Annotated in this window: 17 protein-coding genes; 12 read left to right on the forward strand and 5 right to left on the reverse strand. The window is 65.7% G+C overall.

Annotation, left to right across the window (positions count from 1 at the left end):
- Positions 1 to 13: 13 nt before the first annotated feature.
- Genes ctaD through ACT53R_RS16020 form a run of 4 tightly spaced genes read left to right on the forward strand, consistent with a single transcriptional unit; the run spans position 14 to position 3,329 of the window.
- Positions 14 to 1,630, forward strand: coding sequence for a cytochrome c oxidase subunit I (ctaD, locus tag ACT53R_RS16005; protein WP_476172906.1), 1,617 nt, complete (start codon positions 14 to 16; stop codon positions 1,628 to 1,630).
- 34 nt (positions 1,631 to 1,664) lie between these two features.
- Complete coding sequence (locus ACT53R_RS16010; RefSeq protein WP_476172907.1) at positions 1,665 to 1,802, forward strand: hypothetical protein; 138 nt, start codon at positions 1,665 to 1,667, stop codon at positions 1,800 to 1,802.
- Positions 1,799 to 2,410, forward strand: a complete 612-nt coding sequence (locus ACT53R_RS16015; protein WP_476172908.1) for a cytochrome c oxidase assembly protein — start codon at positions 1,799 to 1,801, stop codon at positions 2,408 to 2,410. The genes ACT53R_RS16010 and ACT53R_RS16015 overlap by 4 nt, the downstream gene beginning before the upstream one ends.
- A gap of 34 nt (positions 2,411 to 2,444) precedes the next feature.
- Positions 2,445 to 3,329, forward strand: coding sequence for a cytochrome c oxidase subunit 3 (locus ACT53R_RS16020; RefSeq protein WP_476172909.1), 885 nt, complete (start codon positions 2,445 to 2,447; stop codon positions 3,327 to 3,329).
- Between the two features lie 154 nt (positions 3,330 to 3,483).
- Here ACT53R_RS16020 and ACT53R_RS16025 read toward each other — a convergent pair whose 3' ends face one another.
- Complete coding sequence (locus ACT53R_RS16025; protein WP_476172910.1) at positions 3,484 to 3,714, reverse strand: twin transmembrane helix small protein; 231 nt, start codon at positions 3,712 to 3,714, stop codon at positions 3,484 to 3,486.
- Positions 3,715 to 3,783: 69 nt separating this feature from the next.
- On the opposite strand from ACT53R_RS16025, the gene ACT53R_RS16030 reads away from it, so the two are divergent.
- From ACT53R_RS16030 to ACT53R_RS16065, 8 genes are all read left to right on the forward strand, one after another.
- Positions 3,784 to 4,524: an SURF1 family protein gene (locus tag ACT53R_RS16030; protein WP_476172911.1), complete on the forward strand. Its 741-nt coding sequence runs from the start codon at positions 3,784 to 3,786 to the stop codon at positions 4,522 to 4,524.
- Complete coding sequence (locus tag ACT53R_RS16035) at positions 4,521 to 5,099, forward strand: hypothetical protein (RefSeq protein ID WP_476172912.1); 579 nt, start codon at positions 4,521 to 4,523, stop codon at positions 5,097 to 5,099. The genes ACT53R_RS16030 and ACT53R_RS16035 overlap by 4 nt, the downstream gene beginning before the upstream one ends.
- Positions 5,096 to 6,256, forward strand: a complete 1,161-nt coding sequence (locus ACT53R_RS16040) for a COX15/CtaA family protein (RefSeq protein WP_476172913.1) — start codon at positions 5,096 to 5,098, stop codon at positions 6,254 to 6,256. The genes ACT53R_RS16035 and ACT53R_RS16040 overlap by 4 nt, the downstream gene beginning before the upstream one ends.
- 7 nt (positions 6,257 to 6,263) lie before the next feature.
- Positions 6,264 to 7,190 carry a heme o synthase gene (gene cyoE, locus ACT53R_RS16045; RefSeq protein WP_476172914.1) on the forward strand — a complete coding sequence of 309 codons (927 nt, stop codon included), beginning with the start codon at positions 6,264 to 6,266 and terminating at the stop codon, positions 7,188 to 7,190.
- Between the two features lie 140 nt (positions 7,191 to 7,330).
- Positions 7,331 to 10,447, forward strand: a complete 3,117-nt coding sequence (locus ACT53R_RS16050) for a fused MFS/spermidine synthase (RefSeq protein ID WP_476172915.1) — start codon at positions 7,331 to 7,333, stop codon at positions 10,445 to 10,447.
- A gap of 101 nt (positions 10,448 to 10,548) precedes the next feature.
- On the forward strand, positions 10,549 to 11,868 hold the full coding sequence (locus ACT53R_RS16055) for a Xaa-Pro dipeptidase (protein WP_476172916.1): 1,320 nt from the start codon (positions 10,549 to 10,551) through the stop codon (positions 11,866 to 11,868).
- Between the two features lie 192 nt (positions 11,869 to 12,060).
- A complete protein-coding gene (locus tag ACT53R_RS16060) occupies positions 12,061 to 16,491 on the forward strand; it encodes an RHS repeat-associated core domain-containing protein (protein WP_476172917.1) in 4,431 nt (1,476 codons plus the stop codon).
- Entirely contained in the window at positions 16,488 to 16,979 is a 492-nt protein-coding gene (locus tag ACT53R_RS16065; RefSeq protein ID WP_476172918.1) for a hypothetical protein, read from the forward strand. The genes ACT53R_RS16060 and ACT53R_RS16065 overlap by 4 nt, the downstream gene beginning before the upstream one ends.
- Positions 16,980 to 17,255: 276 nt before the next feature.
- Here ACT53R_RS16065 and ACT53R_RS16070 read toward each other — a convergent pair whose 3' ends face one another.
- The 4 genes from ACT53R_RS16070 to ACT53R_RS16085 all read right to left on the reverse strand — a co-directional run bounded on the left by ACT53R_RS16070 (position 17,256) and on the right by ACT53R_RS16085 (position 20,371).
- A complete protein-coding gene (locus ACT53R_RS16070; RefSeq protein WP_476172919.1) occupies positions 17,256 to 17,426 on the reverse strand; it encodes a DUF2256 domain-containing protein in 171 nt (56 codons plus the stop codon).
- Positions 17,427 to 17,465: 39 nt separating this feature from the next.
- Positions 17,466 to 18,521 (reverse strand): acyltransferase family protein, encoded by a 1,056-nt coding sequence (locus ACT53R_RS16075; RefSeq protein ID WP_476172920.1) that lies wholly within the window; start codon positions 18,519 to 18,521, stop codon positions 17,466 to 17,468.
- A gap of 91 nt (positions 18,522 to 18,612) precedes the next feature.
- Positions 18,613 to 19,233: a dephospho-CoA kinase gene (coaE, locus tag ACT53R_RS16080; protein WP_476172993.1), complete on the reverse strand. Its 621-nt coding sequence runs from the start codon at positions 19,231 to 19,233 to the stop codon at positions 18,613 to 18,615.
- 274 nt (positions 19,234 to 19,507) lie between these two features.
- Positions 19,508 to 20,371 carry a prepilin peptidase gene (locus ACT53R_RS16085; protein WP_476172921.1) on the reverse strand — a complete coding sequence of 288 codons (864 nt, stop codon included), beginning with the start codon at positions 20,369 to 20,371 and terminating at the stop codon, positions 19,508 to 19,510.
- Between the last annotated feature and the right edge of the window lie 16 nt (positions 20,372 to 20,387).

The raw sequence follows: 20,387 nt of genomic DNA on the forward strand, positions 1-20,387 counted from the left end.
AGGTACACGTCCCATGGCAAGCACCCACGCCGATCTCGACCACGGCCACGACGCCCACGACCACAAGCAGGGGTTCGTCGAACGCTGGTTCTTCTCGACCAACCACAAGGACATCGGCACGCTGTACCTCGTGTTCAGCTTCGTGATGTTCATCATCGGCGCCTTCATGTCGGTGGTGATCCGCGCCGAGCTGGCGCAGCCGGGCCTGCAGTGGGTGAAGCCCGAGACCTTCAACCAGATGACCACCATCCACGCGCTGGTCATGATCTTCGGCGGCGTGATGCCGGCGTTCGTGGGCCTGGCGAACTGGATGGTGCCGCTGCAGATCGGCGCGCCCGACATGGCGCTGCCGCGCATGAACAACTGGTCCTTCTGGATCATGCCGTTCGCTTTCGCGCTGCTGCTCATCACCTTCTTCATGCCGGGCGGTGCGCCCAGCGGCGGCTGGACCCTGTACCCGCCGCTGTCGTTGCAGAGCAACAGCCTGTCGTTCGCGATCTTCGCCATCCACATGATGGGCATCAGCTCGATCATGGGTGCGATCAACATCATCGCGACCATCCTCAACATGCGCGCCCCGGGCGTCGACCTGCTGAAGATGCCGATCTTCTGCTGGACCTGGCTGATCACCGCCTTCCTGCTGATCGCGGTCATGCCCGTGCTGGCCGGCGCGGTGACGATGCTGCTCACCGACAAGTTCTTCCTGACCAGCTTCTTCAGCGCGAAGGGCGGCGGCGACCCGGTGATGTTCCAGCACATCTTCTGGTTCTTCGGGCACCCCGAGGTCTACATCATGATCCTGCCGGCGTTCGGCGTCGTGTCGGAGATCATCCCGACCTTCAGCCGCAAGCCGCTGTTCGGCTACCAGGCGATGGTGTACGCCACCGCGGCGATCGCCTTTCTCTCGTTCATCGTGTGGGCGCACCACATGTTCACCGTCGGCATGCCGATGGGCGGCGAGATCTACTTCATGTTCGCCACGATGCTGATCTCCGTGCCCACCGGCGTGAAGGTCTTCAACTGGGTGACGACCATGTGGCGCGGTTCGATCTCGTTCGAGTCGCCGATGAAGTGGGCGATCGCGTTCGTGATCCTGTTCACCATCGGTGGTTTCTCGGGCCTGATGCTCGCCATCGTGCCGGCCGACTCGATGTACCACGACACCTACTTCGTGGTCGCGCATTTCCACTACGTGCTGGTGACCGGCGCGCTGTTCGCCATCATCGCCGCCGTGTACTACTGGTGGCCGAAGTGGACCGGTCGGATGTACAGCGAGAAGCTCGCCTCGTTCCACTTCTGGTGGTCGGTGGTCTTCGTCAACCTGCTGTTCTTCCCGCAGCACTTCCTCGGCCTGGCCGGCATGCAGCGCCGCATCCCCGACTACAACGTCGTGTTCGCCGACTGGAACTTCGTCAGCTCGATCGGCGCGTTCGGCATGTTCTTCACGCCGTTCATCATGGCCTACGTGCTCTGGCATTCGCTCAAGCACGGCGCCAAGGCCGAAGCCCGCGCCTGGGAAGGCGCCAAGGGCCTGGAGTGGACGGTGCCGTCGCCGGCCCCGCACCACACCTTCGAGACCCCGCCGGTGATCCGCGAGGGCGACCTCGCCCACGGCGACATCACGCACTGACGTCCCGACCGCACGCTCCGATCACGTCATCGCCATGACCACGCAGCCGCACCTGCCAGAAGACCAGATCGCCGCCCGCCGCGCTTCCGCGCGGCGCACGGCGCTGCTGTTCGCGGGCATCGCGGCTGCGTTCTACGTCGGCTTCCTTGTCCTGAACGTGGTGATGAAATGAGTGCGGCGCCGCATCCGCCGCGCTCCCGCCGGTTCGGCCTCGGCGCCATGGTCGCTGTGGCGGTGGCCGCGTTCGGTTTCAGCTTCGCGCTGGTCCCGATGTACCGCATCGCCTGCGAGAAGGTGTTCGGCATCCGGCTCGAGCAGGGCCCGGGCGACGCGCGCGCCGCCGAGCAGGCGGGCAAGGGCGGCCGTTCCGACCGCCTGATCACCGTGACCTTCGACGCCGGCGTGAATTCCAAGCTGCCGTGGGAGTTCTCGCCCAACCAGCGCCGCATGCAGGTGCGCCCGGGCGAGCTGTACGAGACGACCTACCACGCCCGCAACACCAGCAACCGTGCGATCGTCGGCAGTGCCACGCCTTCGGTCGCGCCCGCGCTGGGCTCGAAGTACTTCATCAAGACCGAATGCTTCTGCTTCACCGCGCAGACCCTCGCCGCCGGCGAGTCGCGCGAGATGCCGGTCCGCTTCATGATCGACCGGGACCTCCCGGACGACGTGAACAGCCTTACCCTGTCGTACACCTTCTTCAAGAACGATCTGCTCACCGCGCGCCTGTCCGAGGCGAAGCCGGGCGGATCGGCCGAAGCGCCCCGCAGCGCGCCCTGATTTCCGAACGCCATCCTTTTCCGAGACGACCGCCATGGCCCAAGCCCACGCCGATCACCACGATCCGAACGTCTACTTCGTGCCGCACGGCAGCAAGTGGCCGGTCTTCGCTTCGGTGTTCCTGTTCACGCAGATGATCGGCCTCGCCAGCTGGATGAACCACGCGTCGTGGGGCAAGCCGGTGTTCTTCGCGGGTCTCGCCGGCCTGCTGGTCATCCTGTTCAAGTGGTTCGCCGACGTGGTCACCGAGTCGCTGGCCGGTCACTACAACAAGCAGGTGGACACCTCGTTCCGCATGGGCATGGTGTGGTTCATCTTCTCCGAGGTGATGTTCTTCGCGGCCTTCTTCGGCGCGCTGTTCTACACCCGCCAGTTCGCGTTGCCGTGGCTGGGCGGCGAGGGCGACGGCGCGATGACCAACGCCAATCTCTGGCCGAACTTCAGCGCGGCGTGGCCGAGCGCGGGCCCGGCCAACGTGGGCGGCGCGTTCAAGACCATCCCGGCCTGGGGCTTGCCGCTCACCAACACCCTGATCCTGCTGACCTCGGGCGTGACCGTGACCCTGGCGCACCACGCGCTGAAGGCCGCGCACCGCACCGCGCTGCTGGTCTGGCTCGGCGCCACCGTCCTGCTGGGCTGCGTGTTCCTGTACTTCCAGGCGACCGAGTACATCCACGCCTACACCGAACTGAACCTCACGCTGGGTTCGGGCATCTACGGCTCGACCTTCTTCATGCTGACCGGCTTCCACGGCGCGCACGTGACCCTCGGCACGCTGATGCTGGCGATCATGTGGCTGCGCTGCGCGAAGGGCCATTTCACCAAGGACAACCACTTCGCGTTCGAAGCGGTGGCCTGGTACTGGCACTTCGTCGACGTGGTCTGGCTGGGCCTGTTCCTGTTCGTCTACGTGCTCTGACCGCGTGGCCGGCGGCGACGCCGGCATCGCGTCCACGCAGGCGGCCACGGATCGGCACGGTCCGTCGGTGTCCGACAGCAGAAGGCCGGCATGACGCCGGCCTTCTCGTCTTCGGGGTGGGCGTCGGAGCGACGCCGTCGCGGTGGCGGTCCGCTCAGCCCGCCGGGTTGCGACCGACCCCGTGCGGTTCGATCCAGCCCATCGCGATCGCCAGGACCACCAGCAGGATCAGCGCGATCGACAGCCCGATGCGCCGGGTCAGGGCGTTCACGGTGCGCTTGGTCTGCCCCTTGTCGACCAGCATGTAGTACAGGCCGGCGCCGAGATTCCACACGATCAGGATCAGAAACCCGACGATGAGCAGGGTCTTCAACGAATCGCTCATGGCGTACTCCCGTTGCGCGAAGCCGCGCGGTCAGAAGCCGGGATTATCGCAAGCCGCGAGGCCGCGCGGATGAAGTCCGGCTGGCGTCATCGGCCCGTCGTGCTGTGGGCATTCGCCCTGGTCGCTGCCGGGTTCTTCTGCATGCTCGGCTTCTGGCAACTCGGCCGCGCGGAGTGGAAGCGCGACCTGCTGCAGCGCGCGTCGCAGGCGCTGTCGGACCGGCGGCCCAAGCCGCCGGGCGTGATCGGGGACGCCACGCGCGATCGCGCCTACGACTGGGTCGAGGTCGAAGGCCGCTTCGTCGATGCGCCGGCGGTGCTGCTCGACAACCAGGGGCGCGACGGCCGGGTCGGCGTGCGCGCCTACCGCGTGTTCGCGATTGCCGGTGGCCCCGAAGTGCTGGTCGACCTCGGCTGGGTCGCGATCCCCGGCGACCGGCGCATGCCGGCAGTGCCGCGCGATGCCGCGCGCACCCGTCTGGCCGGCCTGCTGCTGCCGCCGCCGGCGAAAGGGCTGGCGCTGGGCGAACCGGCGGCGTTGCCGGATGGCGACCTGCTCGTGACCTGGGTCGATCCCGCCACGCTGCGTACGCGACTGCATGCGCCGACGCTGGCACCGCGCGTGCTGCGGCCGGCGCCGGAAGCCGGCTTCGGCTTCGAACGCGATTTCGACATCCTGCCCAACACCATGCCGCCCGAGCGGCACGTCGGCTACGCCGTGCAGTGGTTCGCCCTCTCGGCGACCGTGCTGATCACGGCGGTGGTCCTGACGCTGCGCCGCAGGCGGCGTGCCACCGGAGTGCCCGCATGAACGCTTCTTCCCCGTCGCCGATCGATCCCGTACAGCGTCGCCGCGGCCGTCGCGTGCTGATCGCGATCGTCGCGATCTTCTTCGGCCCGATCCTGCTCGCGAAGCTCCTGAACATGAACGGGCTGATTCCCGCCCCGTCCACGTACGGCGAGCGCTTCGATCCGCTGATCGACCTGCGCCGCACGCCGCCGCGGCTGGCCGACGGCAGCGTCTACGACTGGGCACCGGCCACGCGCATGCGCCGCCTGCTGGTGGTGGCGCCCGCGCACTGCAGCGACGCTTGCGCGCGACGCGCGGCCGACCTGGAGAAGTTGCGCGAGATCTTCGGCCGCGACGCCGAGCACATCGAACTGCTGTGGCTGGGCGATTACCCGGCCGGCGCCGCGCGTCCGCCGGGCATGCGCCTGCTGGCCGACGACGCCACGCTGCGCGCGCGCCTGCCGAAATCGACCGATCCGGCCGGCGCGCCCATCTACGTCGTCGATCCGTACGGATTTGTCATACTCCGCTACCCGCCCGAGGCCGACATCGCGCTGATGCGCAAGGACCTCGCCAGACTGTTGAAGATGCAATGAACGCGCCCATCCCCGCGGCCCATCGGTCTCCGCCGTATCGCCATTTCCACCGGATCGCCTGGCTCGCCGTCGCGCTGGCCTTCGGCGTGATCGTGTTCGGCGCGTTCGTGCGCCTGTCGAACGCGGGCCTGAGCTGCCCGGACTGGCCGACCTGCTACGGCCGCGCCACGTGGCCGCAGGCGATGTCGGAAGCGTCGTCGCACGCGGCCAGCGCGATCCGTCCGTTCGAGACCCACAAGGCGTGGCGCGAGCAGGTGCACCGCCACCTCGCCGCGACGCTGGGCACGCTGGTGCTGCTGCTGGCGCTGCTGGCCGCGCGTCGTCGCCGATTCGGCGTCGCCTGGGTGCTGGCCGCGACGGCGTGCATCGGCGCGGGCATCCCGCTGTACATGCACGGGCAGCACGAGGCGGCGTTCGCCCTGGCCGCGACCGGCGAAGCGCTGCTGCTGGCGGCCGCGTTGCGCTGGAGCAATGATGACCTCTCGCGCGTGGCTGCGCTGACGCTGATGACGATCGTGTTCCAGGCGCTGCTCGGCATGTGGACGGTGACGCTGCTGCTGAAACCCATCGTGGTGATGGGCCACCTGCTCGGCGGCATGACCACGTTCGCGCTGCTGACGTGGATGGCGTGGCGCGCCACCGACATCCCGGTGCGCATCGCGGGCGTGGCGACGATGCGGCGCTGGCTGATCGGTGCGGTGATCGTGGTCGGTGCGCAGATCGCGCTCGGCGGCTGGGTCAGCTCGAACTATGCGGCGCTCGCCTGCGGCAACGATTTCCCGACCTGCGTCGGCCAGTGGATCCCGCCGACCGATTTCCGCGAAGGCTTCGTGCTGTGGCGTGGCATCGGCGTGGACTACGAAGGCGGCGTGCTCGACGGCGCCTCGCGCATCGCCATCCAGATGGCGCATCGCGGCATGGCGGTGATCGTGTTCGTGTACCTGCTGGCGCTGGCGTGGCGCCTGCTGCGCACGCCGGGCCTGTGGCTGACCGGTGTGGTGCTGGCTGCGCTGGTGCTGGCGCAGGTGGGGTTGGGCATCGCCAACGTTGCGCTGGGGCTGCCGCTGCCGGTGGCGACGCTGCACAACGCCGGCGCCGCGCTGCTGCTGTTCCTGCTGGTGAGCTTGCTCGCCCGCGTGCGGCCGCCGGCGGACTGACGCCGCGATGGCCTTCCCGATGCGCGAATACTGGGCGCTGACGAAACCGCGGGTGGTGGCGCTGATCGTGTTCACCGCCTTCGTCGGCATGTTCCTGGCCGTGCCCGGACTGCCGCCGCTGCGCGAGAGCGTGTTCGGGTTCATCGGCATCTGGTTGGCCGCGTCCAGCGCGGCGGCGATCAACCATCTCATCGACCAGCGCATCGACCGGGTGATGGTGCGCACTGCGCATCGCCCGCTCGCCACCGGCGCGCTCCAGCCCGCGCAGGTGCTGGCGTTCGCGGTGGCACTGGGTGCGGTGTCGATGACGCTGCTGATCGCGCTGGTCAATCCGATCACCGCGGCGCTCACGTTCGCGTCGCTGATCGGCTACGCGATCGTCTACACCGCGTGGCTCAAGCGCGCCACGCCGCAGAACATCGTGATCGGCGGCATCGCCGGTGCCGCGCCGCCGCTGCTGGGCTGGGCCGCGGTCACCGGCATGCGCAACCCGTGGGACTGGGCGCACGCGCTGCTGCTGGTGCTGATCATCTTCGTGTGGACGCCGCCGCACTTCTGGGCGCTGGCGATCTTCCGTCGCGAGGACTACGCCCGCGCGCTGGTGCCGATGCTGCCGGTGACCCACGGCGTGGCCTACACGCGCTGGCAGATCCTGCTCTACACCGTGCTGCTGGTGGTGGTGACCGTGCTGCCGTGGGCGGTGGGCATGAGCGGCATGTTCTACCTCGGCGGCGCGCTGGTGCTGGGCGGCGTGTTCCTGTGGTACGCATGGCGCTTGCTCGATCCGCCCGACGATTTCTTCGCCATGCGCACGTTCCACTACTCCGTCGTCTACCTGATGGCGCTGTTCGTGTTCCTGCTGGTCGACCACTGGCTGCTGCCTTGGCTGTCGCCCGCACCCGCGCCCGCGCTCGAGTTCGTGCCTGCCGGCTGAGCCGCGCCGTGCATCCCGTTTCGTGAAACCTCGCCTTCCGGCCCCCTCCGCCGGCGTGGCATGATGCCGGCCACATGCGTCCGCCCGCGGGCGCCAGGCCGTCCATCGGTGGACGGGCTTCACGGGGAGAAAGGGAAACGATGAACGATCGCCGTTTCGAGCGCGGGGCGTTGGCCGCCTTCGTGGTGTCCGGGTTCGCCGGGCTGATCTACCAGTCGATCTGGTCGCAGTACTTCGGCCTCATCCTCGGTCATGCCGCCTACGCGCAGACGCTGGTGCTGGCGATCTTCATGGGCGGCATGTCGCTGGGCGCCTGGTGGGCGAGCCGGCGCTCGCAGGTCACGCGTTCGTTCCTGCGCGCCTACGTCGCGGTCGAACTGCTGATCGGCCTGATCGGCCTGGTGTTCCATCCGCTGTTCATCGGCTACCAGCACCTCACCTACGACAGCGTGCTGCCCGCGCTCGGCGGCGCCGGTTCGGCCAACGCCTATCTGTGGATCTCGTCCGCGCTGCTGATGGCGCCGCAGTCGATCCTGCTGGGCATGACCTTCCCGCTGATGAGCAGCGCGTTCATGCAGAACACGCGCGCCGCCGACATGCGCGTGCTCGGCGGCCTGTACTTCGCCAACAGCATCGGCGCCGGCTTCGGCGCGCTCGCGTCCACGTTCGTGATCATGCCGCGCGTGGGCCTGCCGGGCACCATCCTCGCTGCCGCCGCGCTCAACATCGTCGCCGCGATGATCGCGCTGGCGCTGTCGAAGCTGGAGGAGGGCGAGGCCGCCGAAGGCGAGAAGACCGAGCTGCCCGCCGCCCGCCACGCCTTGCCCGAAACGAAGCGGACGTCGGCGCTGCAGCGCATCCTGCTGGCCGCCGCCGCGATCACCGGTGCGACCTCCTTCGTGTACGAGATCGGCTGGGTGCGTTCGCTCAACCAGACGCTCGGTACCTCGATGCACAGTTTCGAGCTGATGCTGGCGGCCTTCATCCTCGGCCTCGCGTTCGGCGGCGGCTGGGTGCGTCGCCGCGCGGACCGCATCACCGATCCGATCCGCGTCGCCGCGGGCGCGCAGATCCTCATGGGCGTGTTCGCGCTGCTGTCGCTGCCGGCGTTCGCGAACTCGTTCCACTGGATGGCGTGGTTCATGCAAGGCCTGGCGCGCACCGACCAGGGCTACGTGTTCTTCTCGCTGGCGTCGTCCGCGATCGCGATCGCGGTGATGATGCCGGCCGCGTTCTTCGCCGGCATGACCCTGCCGCTGTTCACCACCGCGCTGCTGGAGACCGGCCACGGCGAGCGCAGCATCGGCCGCGTCTACGCGGTGAACACGCTCGGCGCGATCGTCGGCGTGTTTGCTGCCACGCACTTCCTGATTCCGGTGCTCGGCCTGTACTCGGCGATCTTCATCGCCGCCGGCCTCGACATCGTGCTCGGCTTCGTGCTGTTCGCGTTCGACAAGGGCGACGAGGCCGCGCGTCGCAGCTGGCGCGTGCCGGCGTTCGGCATCGCCTCGCTGGCCGCGATCGTGTTCGCGGTGGCGCATGGGCATGTGAATCCGCTCGACCAGATGTCCGGCGTGTACCGTACCGGCGGCATCAATTGGACCTCCGGCGACCGCGCGATCTTCCTCAAGGACGGCAAGACCGCGACGATCGGCGTGGCGCAGACCGAAGACGGCATGCGCACGATTCTCACCAACGGCAAGCCCGACGCCAGCCTCGTGGCGAACCTCTCGCTGCGCCCGACTGGCGACGAGCCGACCATGGCCACGGCCGGCGTGCTGGCGGTGACGCTGGCGCGCGATCCGAAACAGATCGCGGTGATCGGCTGGGGCTCGGGCCTGACCGTGCACACGATCCTCGGCAGCAAGGTGCCGAAGCGCGTGGAGGCAATCGAGATCGAGCCGGTGATGTTCGAGGCCGCACGCCAGTTCGGCGATCGCGTCGGTCGCGCCTACAACGACCCGCGCATGGTCCCGGTGTTCGAGGATGCGCGCTCGCACTTCGCCCGCGGCGGCCAGCGCTACGACGCCATCGTCTCCGAACCCTCGAATCCGTGGGTCAGCGGCGTCTCCAGTCTGTTCACCGAACAGTTCTATCGTTTCCTCGACCAGCATCTCGCCGACGGTGGCGTTCTGGTGCAGTGGATCCACGCGTACGAACTCGACGATCCGCTGTTCGGCACGATGGCTGCTGCGTTGAATTCGCGCTTCCCGCACATCCAGGTCTACGCGGCGGGTCCCGGGGATTTCGTCCTCGTCGCCAGCCGCAGTCCGATCCCCGCGCCGGACCTGTCGCGTTTCCCGGCGCGCATCGTCAAGGACGAACTGGCGCGCGTGGATCTCGGTGATGCGATGGCACTTCGCATGCGCCTGGTCGCCGACAAGCCGCTGCTCGACGCCTATCTGACCGCGATCGGCGCCACACCGTATTCGGACTTCTATCCGACCGTCGCGCTTGATGCGCCGAGGGCGCGCTTTCGCAGCGCCAGCGCGCTCGGCGTGACCATGGGCTGGGACGCGGGCCTGCCGCTGGTCGACGAACTGGTCGGGAAGCAGCCGTACGCCTTCACTGCGCCGATCATCGACGCGGGCGGCAATCTCCGGATGCAGAAGGTCGCGACGGCGCGGACGCTTTACGCCATGCTGCGTACGCCCGACATGGGAGGGCTGGGCGCATATCCGCCCGCGCAGTCCTTCTCCGATGCATTGCTGCTGCGGCGCGTGGCAGGTCGGCCGGTGTCCGAGGCACACGCCGTGGCGTGGCAGCAGGCGCTGACCCGCGTGGTCCGCATCCTCGGCGCAGGCACGACCCGCGAGGAGATGCTCGCGCTCTTCGATGGCGGGACGATCACCCCCGATTTCGCCGCCTCCGCGCCTTCAGTGGCTCGGGTATTCGAGGCCTACCGCACCATCGCCTCCCGCGATCATGCCTTGATCCTCGCACTACCGACCGAACATCTCGGTGACGCGAAGCTCGGAATTGCCGGTGGTGTCCCCGATTACGTGCTGACCGCGCAGTTGCTGTCTGCCGTGCAGGCCGGGTCGGCCGAGCAATTCGCGCACCTGCTCGCGCTCAGCGAACAGTTCGCGGGCGATCCGGGCGTGCGCCCCATCCGTGTCGTGCTGAAGTACTACGGCCTGCGCAAGTTCGGCGTCGATGCCGTGCGCAACGCGTTCGCGGCGGAGCAGGGCCATGCGGCTGCGCTACCCGCGACCGCTGCGGCACCGCAGCCCGAGGCTGGCAAGGACAAGCGGTAACCGATCTCCGGTGAGGTCGCCCGCGCGTGCGGGCGACCTGCCCTCGACCGTCCGCTGATGCGCGCGTACGCTTGGGGCTCCGTTCGTCCGGGGATCGATCCATGCTGCACGCGCGTCCGTTCGTTTCGCTCATCGGCCTGGCCATCGCGGTCGCCGCAGGCCTCGCCACCGCGCAGGACGCGCCCGCCGCTTCGCAGGATGCCGCCATCGTCACCGCCGCGCGCCTGCTCGACGTGCGCAGCGGCCGCATGCTCGACCACGCCGAAGTGCGCATCGAAGGCGATCGCATCGTGCAGATCGCGTCCGGCGGTCGCCACGTCGACACCGTGCCCGGTGCGCGCCGCTACGACCTCGGCGACATGACGCTGCTGCCGGGGCTGATCGACATGCACGTGCACATCGACAGCGATCCGACGTACAGCGGCTACACCTACCTCCAGTTCAACGATCGCTTCTGGTCGGCGATCTCGGTGGCGCAGGCGCAGCGCACGCTGGCCGCCGGCTTCACCACGATCCGCAACCTGGGCTCCGAAGACTGGAACGACGTCGGTCTGCAGCAGGCGATCGATGCGGGCAAGGTCGTCGGCCCGCGCATTGTGCCCGCCGGTATCGCGTTCGGCGCAACGGGCGGCCATTGCGACTCGACGTACTTCCCGCCGTCGATGCACGACCGCAATCCGTACAACGCCGACACGCCGGACGAGGTGCGCAAGTCCGTTCGCGAGATCCGCAAGTACGGCGCGCAGGTGATCAAGATCTGCGCGACCGGCGGCGTGTTCTCGCGCAACACCGAGCCCGGCCAGCAGCAGATGACCTATGCCGAAATGAAGGCCGCCGCCGATGAAGCGCACATGTGGGGCCTGAAGGTCGCCGCGCATGCGCATGGCGCTGCCGGCATCCGCGAGGCGATCCGCGCCGGCGTCGACACCATCGAGCATGCCAGTCTCATCGACGACGAAGGCATCCGCCTCGCGAAGCAGTACGGCGCCTGGCTGTCGATGGATATCTACAACACCGACTACACGCAGAGCGAAGGCCGGAAGAACGGTGTGCTCGAGGACAACCTGCGCAAGGACCGCGAGATCGGCGATCTCCAGCGCGAGAACTTCCGCCGCGCCTACCTCGCCGGCGTGAAGATGGTCTTCGGCACCGACGCCGGCATCTTTCCGCACGGCGACAACGCGAAACAGTTCGCGGTGATGGTCCGCTACGGCATGACGCCGATGGACGCGATCCGCAGCGCAACGATCAACGCCGCCGATGCATTGGGTCGAAACGATCGAGGCGTTCTCGAAGCGGGACGCCTCGCCGACCTCATCGCCGTGCCCGGTGATCCGACGCAGGACGTGACGCGGCTGGAGCATGTGGGGTTCGTGATGAAGGGGGGGATGAGCACCGGCAGGAGTCGGCTTCATGAATAAGCCGCGTCCTCGCGATCGATGGTCTTCCTCTTCGGCAATCGTTTTCTGTAAGGATTGAAAAACAAGAGGCGCCGTGCTATCAAGCGTGAAAATTTGCGCTGATATGCTCCTTTGCTCGAAAAGCGCGACGGTAAGTGTCGAGAGTGCGTTCGGTCTTGCTCTGCATTACGGGAATTCCAAGGAGGGAGTGCGATGGGTATCACGTTCCGCTTTTCCATGCTGATCCGGCCCCTTCGGGTGCTTCCAGTGCTCCTGTTTTTGGTCTCGATTGGAAGCGTTGTCGGTTTCGCGCATGCTGCGGAAACCGAGCAGTCGGCCTATCAGAGTTGCGAAAGCCATACGCAAACGGCGCTCAACAACTTCATTGCCGATCACGGTGCCCAATATGCGCAAGGGATGCGCTGCGTCCGGGTGACTTTGATTCCCGATCAGGCGTGGGAATTCCAAGGTTCGATTTATGTCGATGTCTACCACGACGGAAATTTCCAATGGATCCGGCAGTGGAATATTGGATACGGCATCGATACCTTCGATCGCGTCAAAGGGAGTGGCTTCAAGTGCCCAAGTCCCGGGCGTTGCCCGTTGCTTCAGGGCAATCCCATCGACATCATCACCGGCGCAAAGATTCAGCAGGAGACGGATCTTGCCGCTGGTGGATCTTCGGATCTTTCGTTTTCGAGGGTGTATCTCGGAGACAGTGTGCAACGCCCTGTCGGGATGTTCGGAGCGCGCTGGCGATCCGCGTACGACCGGCGGATCACCACGCTGACCTACGCAACCCCGCAGACCGTCTTGGCATTCAGGGGAGATGGTGCCGGCATCTATTTCGATGACGATGGCGCTGGCAACTTCAAGTCGGACAGCGACGTTCCCTACAAACTCGTCAAACTGTTCAGCGGCTCCACGCACATCGGCTGGTCACTGACCGATGACCAGGATAGGGTCGAAACCTACAACACGGATGGCTATCTCACCAAGATCGAATGGCCAAACGGGAACTACCAGACGCTTGGCTACGACGTCTATTCGCGCCTCTCCAGTGTTACTGCGCGCGATGGGCGCTCGCTCACGTTCGCCTATGACTCGTCGAGCCGCCTCCAGACCATGACGGATCCGTCCGGTGCAACGACGACATACGCTTATGATTCCGGCAGTGGACTGCTCGGGACGGTAACGTATCCCGGTGGTGCGACGAAGCAGTATTTCTACAATGAGTCCGGTTATGTCGTGTCGCCCCCCCCCGGTACTTACTATCTCACCGGTATTCAGGACGAAAGCACGCAACGCTACGCATCGTTCACATACGACAGCAGCAATCGTGCGATCGAGTCTACTCATGCCGGCAACGCCGACAAGGTGTCCATCACCTATGGTGCGCCCGGCGGTGTCGCGGTCACCGACGCCCTCGGTCAATCCACGACCATCGGTTGGCAGGAATCCCAGCGGACCGCGAAGTTCATCAATGCGTCGAATCTGAGCGTGAGCTCCGGCAGCACCGTCGCGTCCATGACATACGATGCGGCGGGCTATCCGAACACGTCTATGGATTTCCGTGGAAGCCAGACGGATCGCGATTTCAATGTGCGAGGGCTGGAGACGCAGCGCATCGAAGCAGCGAATGACACGTACGGCGACAAGCGCACGACCCAGACGGACTGGAATGCGACGTTCCGTCAGCCAGACGAACGCAGGGTCCTGGATTCCACGGGCGCTCTCAAGACGAAGACCAACTGGACCTACAACAGTCGCGGCCAAGTGCTGACCATCACGCGCACCGATCCTTCGGTCACGCCGAACGTGACCCGAACGACGACCTACACGTACTGCGAAGCTGCCGACATCACCGCGGGCACCTGTCCGCTCCTCGGATTGCTGACGTCGGTCAACGGCCCTCGCACGGACGTAAACGATGTGACGACCTACACGTACCGCATGTCGGACGAGACGACCTGCGCGTCGTCGCCGGCCACATGCCCTTATCGCAAGGGGGATCTGTGGAAGGTCACCAATGCCGCCAGTCAGATTGCGGAAACCGTGAAATACGACGGTAGCGGGCGGCCGTTGCAGATCAAGGACGTGAATGGCATCGTCACCGACTTCGAATACCACGCGCGGGGTTGGCTGACCGCACGCAAGGTACGGGGCACGAACGATACCGTCGAGACTGACGATCTCATCACGAGTTTGGAGTATTGGCCTACCGGACTGATCAAGAAGGTGACCCAGCCCGATGGTGGGTTTACCAGCTACACGTACGATGCCGCGCAGCGTCTGACCGGCATTAGCGACAATGCCGGCAACAGCATCACCTATACGTTGAATGCTGCCGGTCAGCGCACGAAGGAAGAGACGAAGGATCCTACGGCGACTTTGCGCCGCACCCTGTCTCGCACCTACAACACGCTCGGCCAGTTGCAGAAGCAGACTGATGCGCTGAGCCGTGATACCGGGTTCACCTACGACGCCAATGGCAATCTCGATCGCACCACGGACGCGCTCAGCCGAGTGGCGGACAACAACTATGACCCCCTCAATCGATTGAGCCGTACGCTGCTCGACATGAGCGGCATCGCGGCGGAAACGCAGTTCACCTACGATGCGCTCGACAATTTAGTGCAGGTCAACGATCCGAAGCTGCTGAATACGACCTACACTTACAGCGGTTTCAGCGATCTCAAGCAACTGGTCAGTCCGGATACCGGCACCACCACCTACACCTACGACAGCGCCGGCAACCGCGCCAGCCAGACCGATGCGCGCAGCAAGGTCGCGAACTACAGCTACGACGTATTGAACCGGCTCACCGGCATCAGCTATCCGACGGCGTCCACGCTCGACGTCACCTACACCTGGGACATGACGCAGGCCGCCTGCCTCACCGGAGAGACCTTCACCGCCGGGCGGCTCGCGAAGATCGTCGACGGCAGCGGCGACACCGTCTACTGCTACGACCGCTTCGGCCACGTCGTGCGCAAGGTGCAGACCACCAATGCTGTGGCCTTCACCCTGCGCTACACCTGGAACGCGGCCGGGCAGCTGACCAGCACGATCTACCCGGACGGCGCCGTCGTCGACTACGTCTACGACGCGCAGGGTCGCGTGTCCGAGATCGGCGCCAAGACATCCACCAGCACGCGGCAGGTGCTCGTGACGAACGTGAGCTACTACCCGTTCGGCCCGGCAGCGTCGTGGCGCTACGGCAGCAGCACGGGTCGCCTGCTCAATCGCACGCTCAACCAGAACTACCAGCCGGGCATCGTGCAGGACACGACGACGGGAGGGCTGAGCCTCGGCTACGAGTTCGACGAGGTCGGCAACCTCAAGAAGCTGCGTGACGGCAATCAGTCCGATCCGCCGCAGCGGATCTACGGCTATGACGGTCTGAACCGGCTCACGCAGACGCAGGACGGCAGCACCAGCGCCGTGCTGCAGGGATACGCGTACGACAGCACGGGCAACCGGACCAGCGCCACGGTGTCGGGCACGACGACCACCTACACCTATCCGACCACGAGCCATCGCCTGAGCCAGGTGGGCACCAGCACGCGCGCCTACGATTTCAACGGCAATACCACGTCCGTGCCGGCGGGTGCGATCACCCAGAACTTCGTCTATGGCGACCACAACCGGATGACGCAGTACAAGGAAGGCACGACGGTCAAGATGAACTACGTGTACAACGGCCGCGGCGAGCAGGTGCGCAAGTACCTCAGTACGACCAACACGTACACGATGTACGACGAGGCCGGCCACTGGATCGGCAACTACGCCAACGCCGGCGCGACGGCACCGGTGCAGCAGGCGATCTGGTTCGGTGACTTGCCGGTCGGCCTGTTCACGGGCGCGGGCGCCAGCCAGAAGGTGTTCTACATCCAGCCGGATGCGCTGGGCACGCCGCGCGTGGTCATCGACCCGACCCGTGGCGCCAACGGCACGACGGTGTGGAAGTGGGATCTGGCCGGCGAAGCCTTCGGCACGACGGCGCCAAACCAGGACCCGGACGGCGACGCGACCCAGTTCGTGTTTGACCTGCGGTTCCCGGGCCAGCGCTACGACAGCGCGAGCGGACTGAACTACAACTATTTTCGGGATTACGAAGCTGCTACCGGGCGGTATGCGGAGAGTGATCCGATTGGGTTGAGGGGTGGCATCAGCCTGTACGGTTACGCGAGCGGCAATCCGCTGACTCGCAATGATGCACACGGCATGGCGCACACATCAGGATTTTTTGACGCTCAGCGTGAGGCTCAGATCGTCGTTGCTCTTGCGGATGCAAGAGAGAAGATTCGCAAATGCGATATGGGTAAATGCTATGAAGGATTAGATCCCTATTACATGACGGAAAGCGATAGGCAGTACATCATCGAAAAGCTCAATACAATGCAGGTCGTATACAACCCTGGGCTAATCTACTGTGGCCATGCTCCCCAATTCCAAAGTTCATACATTGAAATTGGCCCGGTAACCTTTTCTGGCAGATGTTGTCTTTCCGCTACATTGGCGCATGAGGCTAATCACCTCGGAAGGAACTGGGGGGGGGGCAGGGGTGCCAATGAAGAGCGGCCTGAATACATTGAAAAGAAATGCTTTGGCTGTGGTGCAAACTTCGGGGCGCCTCGATGAAGAAGAAATCAAGGCTTGCGGTATTAATTTTTTCATCCCTTTCTATTGCCTCTTGCGCGGCAGGCACTTGTAACCCGGGGAACTACGATGGCGCGTGGGAGGCGATAGGGCGTCCTCCTCCTAATTATGATGAGGTCAAGCAAAGATTGGTTGGTATGAGATCAGCTGCTGCCGATGATTTTTTTGGAATCAAAGGCGATGATGAAACCGAAAATTCAAGTCGAGATACCGTTGTTCGCAGCTGGCTTTTCCAGAGAAAAAAACAACTTCTGCGTAGATCATGCGAAGCTTCTGATGAGGTTGTATTCAGGCAAGATGTCTTCTGGGTCAAGGCCCTGATGAAAGACGGTGTTGTCAGGTCCTGCTCGATGGGAGTCAAGGGGTTGATTGCAAATAGGTTGTTGACGAAGCAGGAAATCTTAAGAGCCCCTTTGGGACCTCTCGATGAGTCGTTGGGTAGTTGCTCCGGCGGGCAGTCAGGGCGATGATTCTATATAGAGCTATACCGTCAAATAACCGGGCGTCTCGCGTACATGGTCTAGTCGCGAACGCGTTTACTTGACCCTATTCCTCATTTCATCGTTACGTGCGGCTTGGCGTCTACGAAGCCGGTTGGGGTGGCATGACCGAGAGTTCGGAGCGCAGGATGGACTTCTGCCTACCGCTATGACGATTGAATTCCCGTTGCGGCGATCAGAAATTTGTGTCGTTTCGATCATTGCTCGCGACCACGGATATGTCGCAATGGTGGGCTGAAGTCCACGCTATGCGTCACCGACTGCACGCGTCGTGCGCATCGTTTTCCCCCGACACCGATCCGAGCAATACCGAACGTGCTCCCAATCCCGCTCCCATTTCTTCCTCCATGCGAACGGGCGGCCGCAGGTTGCGCAGGTCTTGGTCGGCAGGTCGGATTTATGGATGCCGCGAGGCATGGGATGAGGTCGATGGGGTGAGCGACTGGTTTCGCGACGTCAGGCCGTGGCGACCGCCTGCGGCCGCACATCCGGGGTGAGCTTCGCGCGCAGGAAGGCCATCACCGGTTTCTCGAACAGCAGGTGCAGGGCGATGCCGATGCCGCTGGTCAGCGCGAGCAGGCCGGCGATGATGGCAATGGTCATCGGCATCGACAGATGCGCCGCATCGGGCACGGCGAGGCGCAGCACGCCGAACACGATGTACGGGTGGATCAGGTAGATCACGTACGAGGCTTCGCCGAGCAGACAGGCGAGGCGGCTGCGCGAGGCGATGCCGAATATCCGCTCCAGCAGCAGCGCCGACACGACGATCACGAACGCGGGGATCCCGCCAGCGAGATAGCGCGGATAAGCGTCCTTGGCGACGTGCTCGAACAGCACGATTGCCGCGACGCCCGCGATCAGCGCCAGCGGCAGGGCGAGCTTCAACGCCGTGCTCTGCGTCAGTATCGCCTTGCGTCGTTCGCAGGCCGCGAGCAGGTAGTACGCGCCGATGCCGTAGCAGAATTCGAGGCTGGTCGTGCGCGCATAGAAGTCGAAGGCAGTCGAGACGGGGCCGACGAGTTTGCCGATCGCGACCACGATCACGATCGCGGCTGCGCACAGGATCGGCGCCCAGCGCGTCGAGAGCAGCAGCGCCAGCGCGAAGACCACGTAGAAGAACATCTCGAAGTTGAGCGACCAGCCAAGGATCAGCGTCGGCTGCACTTCGCCGCTGGACGACAGATGCGGGAAAAACAGCAGCGACGGCACGAGATGGCCGATGCTGGCGTCGGTGCTGCGGAAGAAGCGCGGCAGCACGGTCGCCGCGGTGAAGACGACCAGCGTCGCGGCCCAGTAGAACGGCACGATGCGGATCAGGCGGCGGACGAAGAAGTGCCCGGGTTGCTTCGAGCCGATATACGCGATGATGAAACCGCTGATCACGAAGAACACGTCGACGCCGCGGCTGCCGATGTCCCAGGCGAGGTTCAGGCCGGCGGTCGAGCTGATGTGGAAATAGACGACGCTGAGCGCGGCGAGGGCGCGCAGGAGATGCAGGTTGCGGAGCACGGGGCCTAGGTCCGGGGCGATCGTCGATGTCGGAGGATAGGACGTATCGATGGCTTGCGGGCGGCCATGATCGTTCCGTCGATGGCCTCGCTCAGCCCGGCATATCGTCCGCGAGCGCCCGGTAGCGTGCATCCAGCGCCGCCACGTGCTGGCGCAGGTGATCGAGCGTGCCGGTATTGACGACGATGTCGTCGGCGAGGGCCAGCCGCTGCGCGCGCGTGGCCTGCGCGGCGATCATGCGGTCCGCCAGTGCCTCGTCGATGCCGTCGCGGGCCAGGAGGCGGGTGCGCTGCACGTCGACGGGCACGTCGACGACCAGGATGCGGTGCAGCCACGCGTAGGCCGCGCGGCCACCGACTTCGGCCAGCAGCGGGATTGCGGCGACGGCGTAGGGGCCGGGCGCCGCGTCGCAGGTGCGGGCGAGCGTCTCGCGCACGCGCGGGTGGACGATGGCTTCGAGCCGGCGGCGGGCGTCTTCGTCGCCGAAGATGCGGCGGCGCATCGCGGCGCGGTCGAGGTCGCCGTCGGCGGCCAGCACGTCGGCGCCGAACGCGGCGACCACGGCGGCCAGGCCTTCGCTGCCCGGTGCGACGGCTTCGCGCGCGGCGATGTCGGCGTCGGCGACGACGATGCCGAGGGCTTCGAACGCGCTGGCGACCGCGGACTTGCCCGAGGCGATGCCGCCGGTCAGGCCGATGCGGTACGCGGCCATCGGGCCAGAGCGTGTCATGACCTTTTTCATGCGTCGCGTTGCGCAGCCTGTGGCGTCGAGACAAGGTCCCGTGGCGCAGTCCTTGGCTGGTGGCCAAGGCAAGCCGCGGGCCGCAGGATCGCCGCCACAGGGGCGCAACCCGAAGGGAAGGCCGTCCGCGGGCGCGATCCGGCGTTGTGCACCTTGCCAAGGCGGCCAGCCTTGGCGGCGGTGCGCGCCTTGGCTCGCACCCGCGGATGGCCTTCGCGGCGCATGAAAAAGGTCATGACACGCTCTAGCGGAGCCCGCTGAGGTGCAGGTAGCCCTCGATGATCGTGTCGCCCGAAAGGAACACGATCCAGCCGGCGACGGCGAGGTACGGGCCGAAGGGGATCGGCGTGTCGTGGTCGCGGCCCTTCATCGCGAGGAACAGCGACCCGATCAGCGCGCCGAGGAACGAGGAAATCAGCACGATCGGCAGCAGCGCCTTGTAGCCCGCCCACGCGCCCAGCGCCGCCAGCAGCTTGAAGTCGCCTTCGCCCATGCCGGTGCGGCCGCGGATCTGCTTGAACACCCAGTGCACGCAGTACAGCGAGAGATAGCCGAGCACGGCGCCGGCGATCGCCGCCTTGGCCGGCACGAACAGGTTGTCGACACTGGCGATCAGGCCCAGCCACATCAGCACCAGCGTGATCTGGTCGGGCAGCGTCTGCGTGCGCAGGTCGATGCCGGCGCCGGCGACGAGGTAGCAGCTCACCAGTGCCGCGCCGAAGCCCTGCCAGCCGAAGCCGAAGCGCCACACGCAGGCCAGCACCAGCAGCATGGTCAGCAGTTCGACCGCGGGGTACTGGATCGAGATCGGCGTCTTGCAGCTGCGGCAGCGGCCGCGCAGCGCCAGCCAGCTGAAGACCGGGATGTTCTCGTACCACGACAGCCGGTGCCCGCAGTGCGGGCAATGCGAGGGTTCGACCACGATGCCCGGCGGCGGCGGCTCGTACAGGTCGGTCTGGCCCAATTCCTCGCGCGCGTGGCGGCGCCAGTCCCAGTCCAGCCACTTGGGCAGGCGCAGGATCACCACATTCAGGAAGCTGCCGACGAGCAACCCGAGGCCGGCGGCGATCGGGTACCCGAGCGCCGGGTTCTGGTCGAGGAATGCCATCGCGTGCGTCTATGCC

It is taken from the genome of Lysobacter sp. DMC104 (assembly GCF_056313665.1).

Bases quoted from the DNA above. Each gene is read 5' to 3' on its own strand.
- ctaD (WP_476172906.1), top strand. From the start codon at position 14: ATGGCAAGCACCCACGCCGATCTCGACCACGGCCACGACGCCCACGAC.
- ACT53R_RS16010 (WP_476172907.1), top strand. From the start codon at position 1,665: ATGACCACGCAGCCGCACCTGCCAGAAGACCAGATCGCCGCCCGCCGC.
- ACT53R_RS16015 (WP_476172908.1), top strand. From the start codon at position 1,799: ATGAGTGCGGCGCCGCATCCGCCGCGCTCCCGCCGGTTCGGCCTCGGC.
- ACT53R_RS16020 (WP_476172909.1), top strand. From the start codon at position 2,445: ATGGCCCAAGCCCACGCCGATCACCACGATCCGAACGTCTACTTCGTG.
- ACT53R_RS16025 (WP_476172910.1), bottom strand. From the start codon at position 3,714: ATGAGCGATTCGTTGAAGACCCTGCTCATCGTCGGGTTTCTGATCCTG.
- ACT53R_RS16030 (WP_476172911.1), top strand. From the start codon at position 3,784: ATGAAGTCCGGCTGGCGTCATCGGCCCGTCGTGCTGTGGGCATTCGCC.
- ACT53R_RS16035 (WP_476172912.1), top strand. From the start codon at position 4,521: ATGAACGCTTCTTCCCCGTCGCCGATCGATCCCGTACAGCGTCGCCGC.
- ACT53R_RS16040 (WP_476172913.1), top strand. From the start codon at position 5,096: ATGAACGCGCCCATCCCCGCGGCCCATCGGTCTCCGCCGTATCGCCAT.
- cyoE (WP_476172914.1), top strand. From the start codon at position 6,264: ATGGCCTTCCCGATGCGCGAATACTGGGCGCTGACGAAACCGCGGGTG.
- ACT53R_RS16050 (WP_476172915.1), top strand. From the start codon at position 7,331: ATGAACGATCGCCGTTTCGAGCGCGGGGCGTTGGCCGCCTTCGTGGTG.
- ACT53R_RS16055 (WP_476172916.1), top strand. From the start codon at position 10,549: ATGCTGCACGCGCGTCCGTTCGTTTCGCTCATCGGCCTGGCCATCGCG.
- ACT53R_RS16060 (WP_476172917.1), top strand. From the start codon at position 12,061: ATGGGTATCACGTTCCGCTTTTCCATGCTGATCCGGCCCCTTCGGGTG.
- ACT53R_RS16065 (WP_476172918.1), top strand. From the start codon at position 16,488: ATGAAGAAGAAATCAAGGCTTGCGGTATTAATTTTTTCATCCCTTTCT.
- ACT53R_RS16070 (WP_476172919.1), bottom strand. From the start codon at position 17,426: ATGCCTCGCGGCATCCATAAATCCGACCTGCCGACCAAGACCTGCGCA.
- coaE (WP_476172993.1), bottom strand. From the start codon at position 19,233: ATGGCCGCGTACCGCATCGGCCTGACCGGCGGCATCGCCTCGGGCAAG.
- ACT53R_RS16085 (WP_476172921.1), bottom strand. From the start codon at position 20,371: ATGGCATTCCTCGACCAGAACCCGGCGCTCGGGTACCCGATCGCCGCC.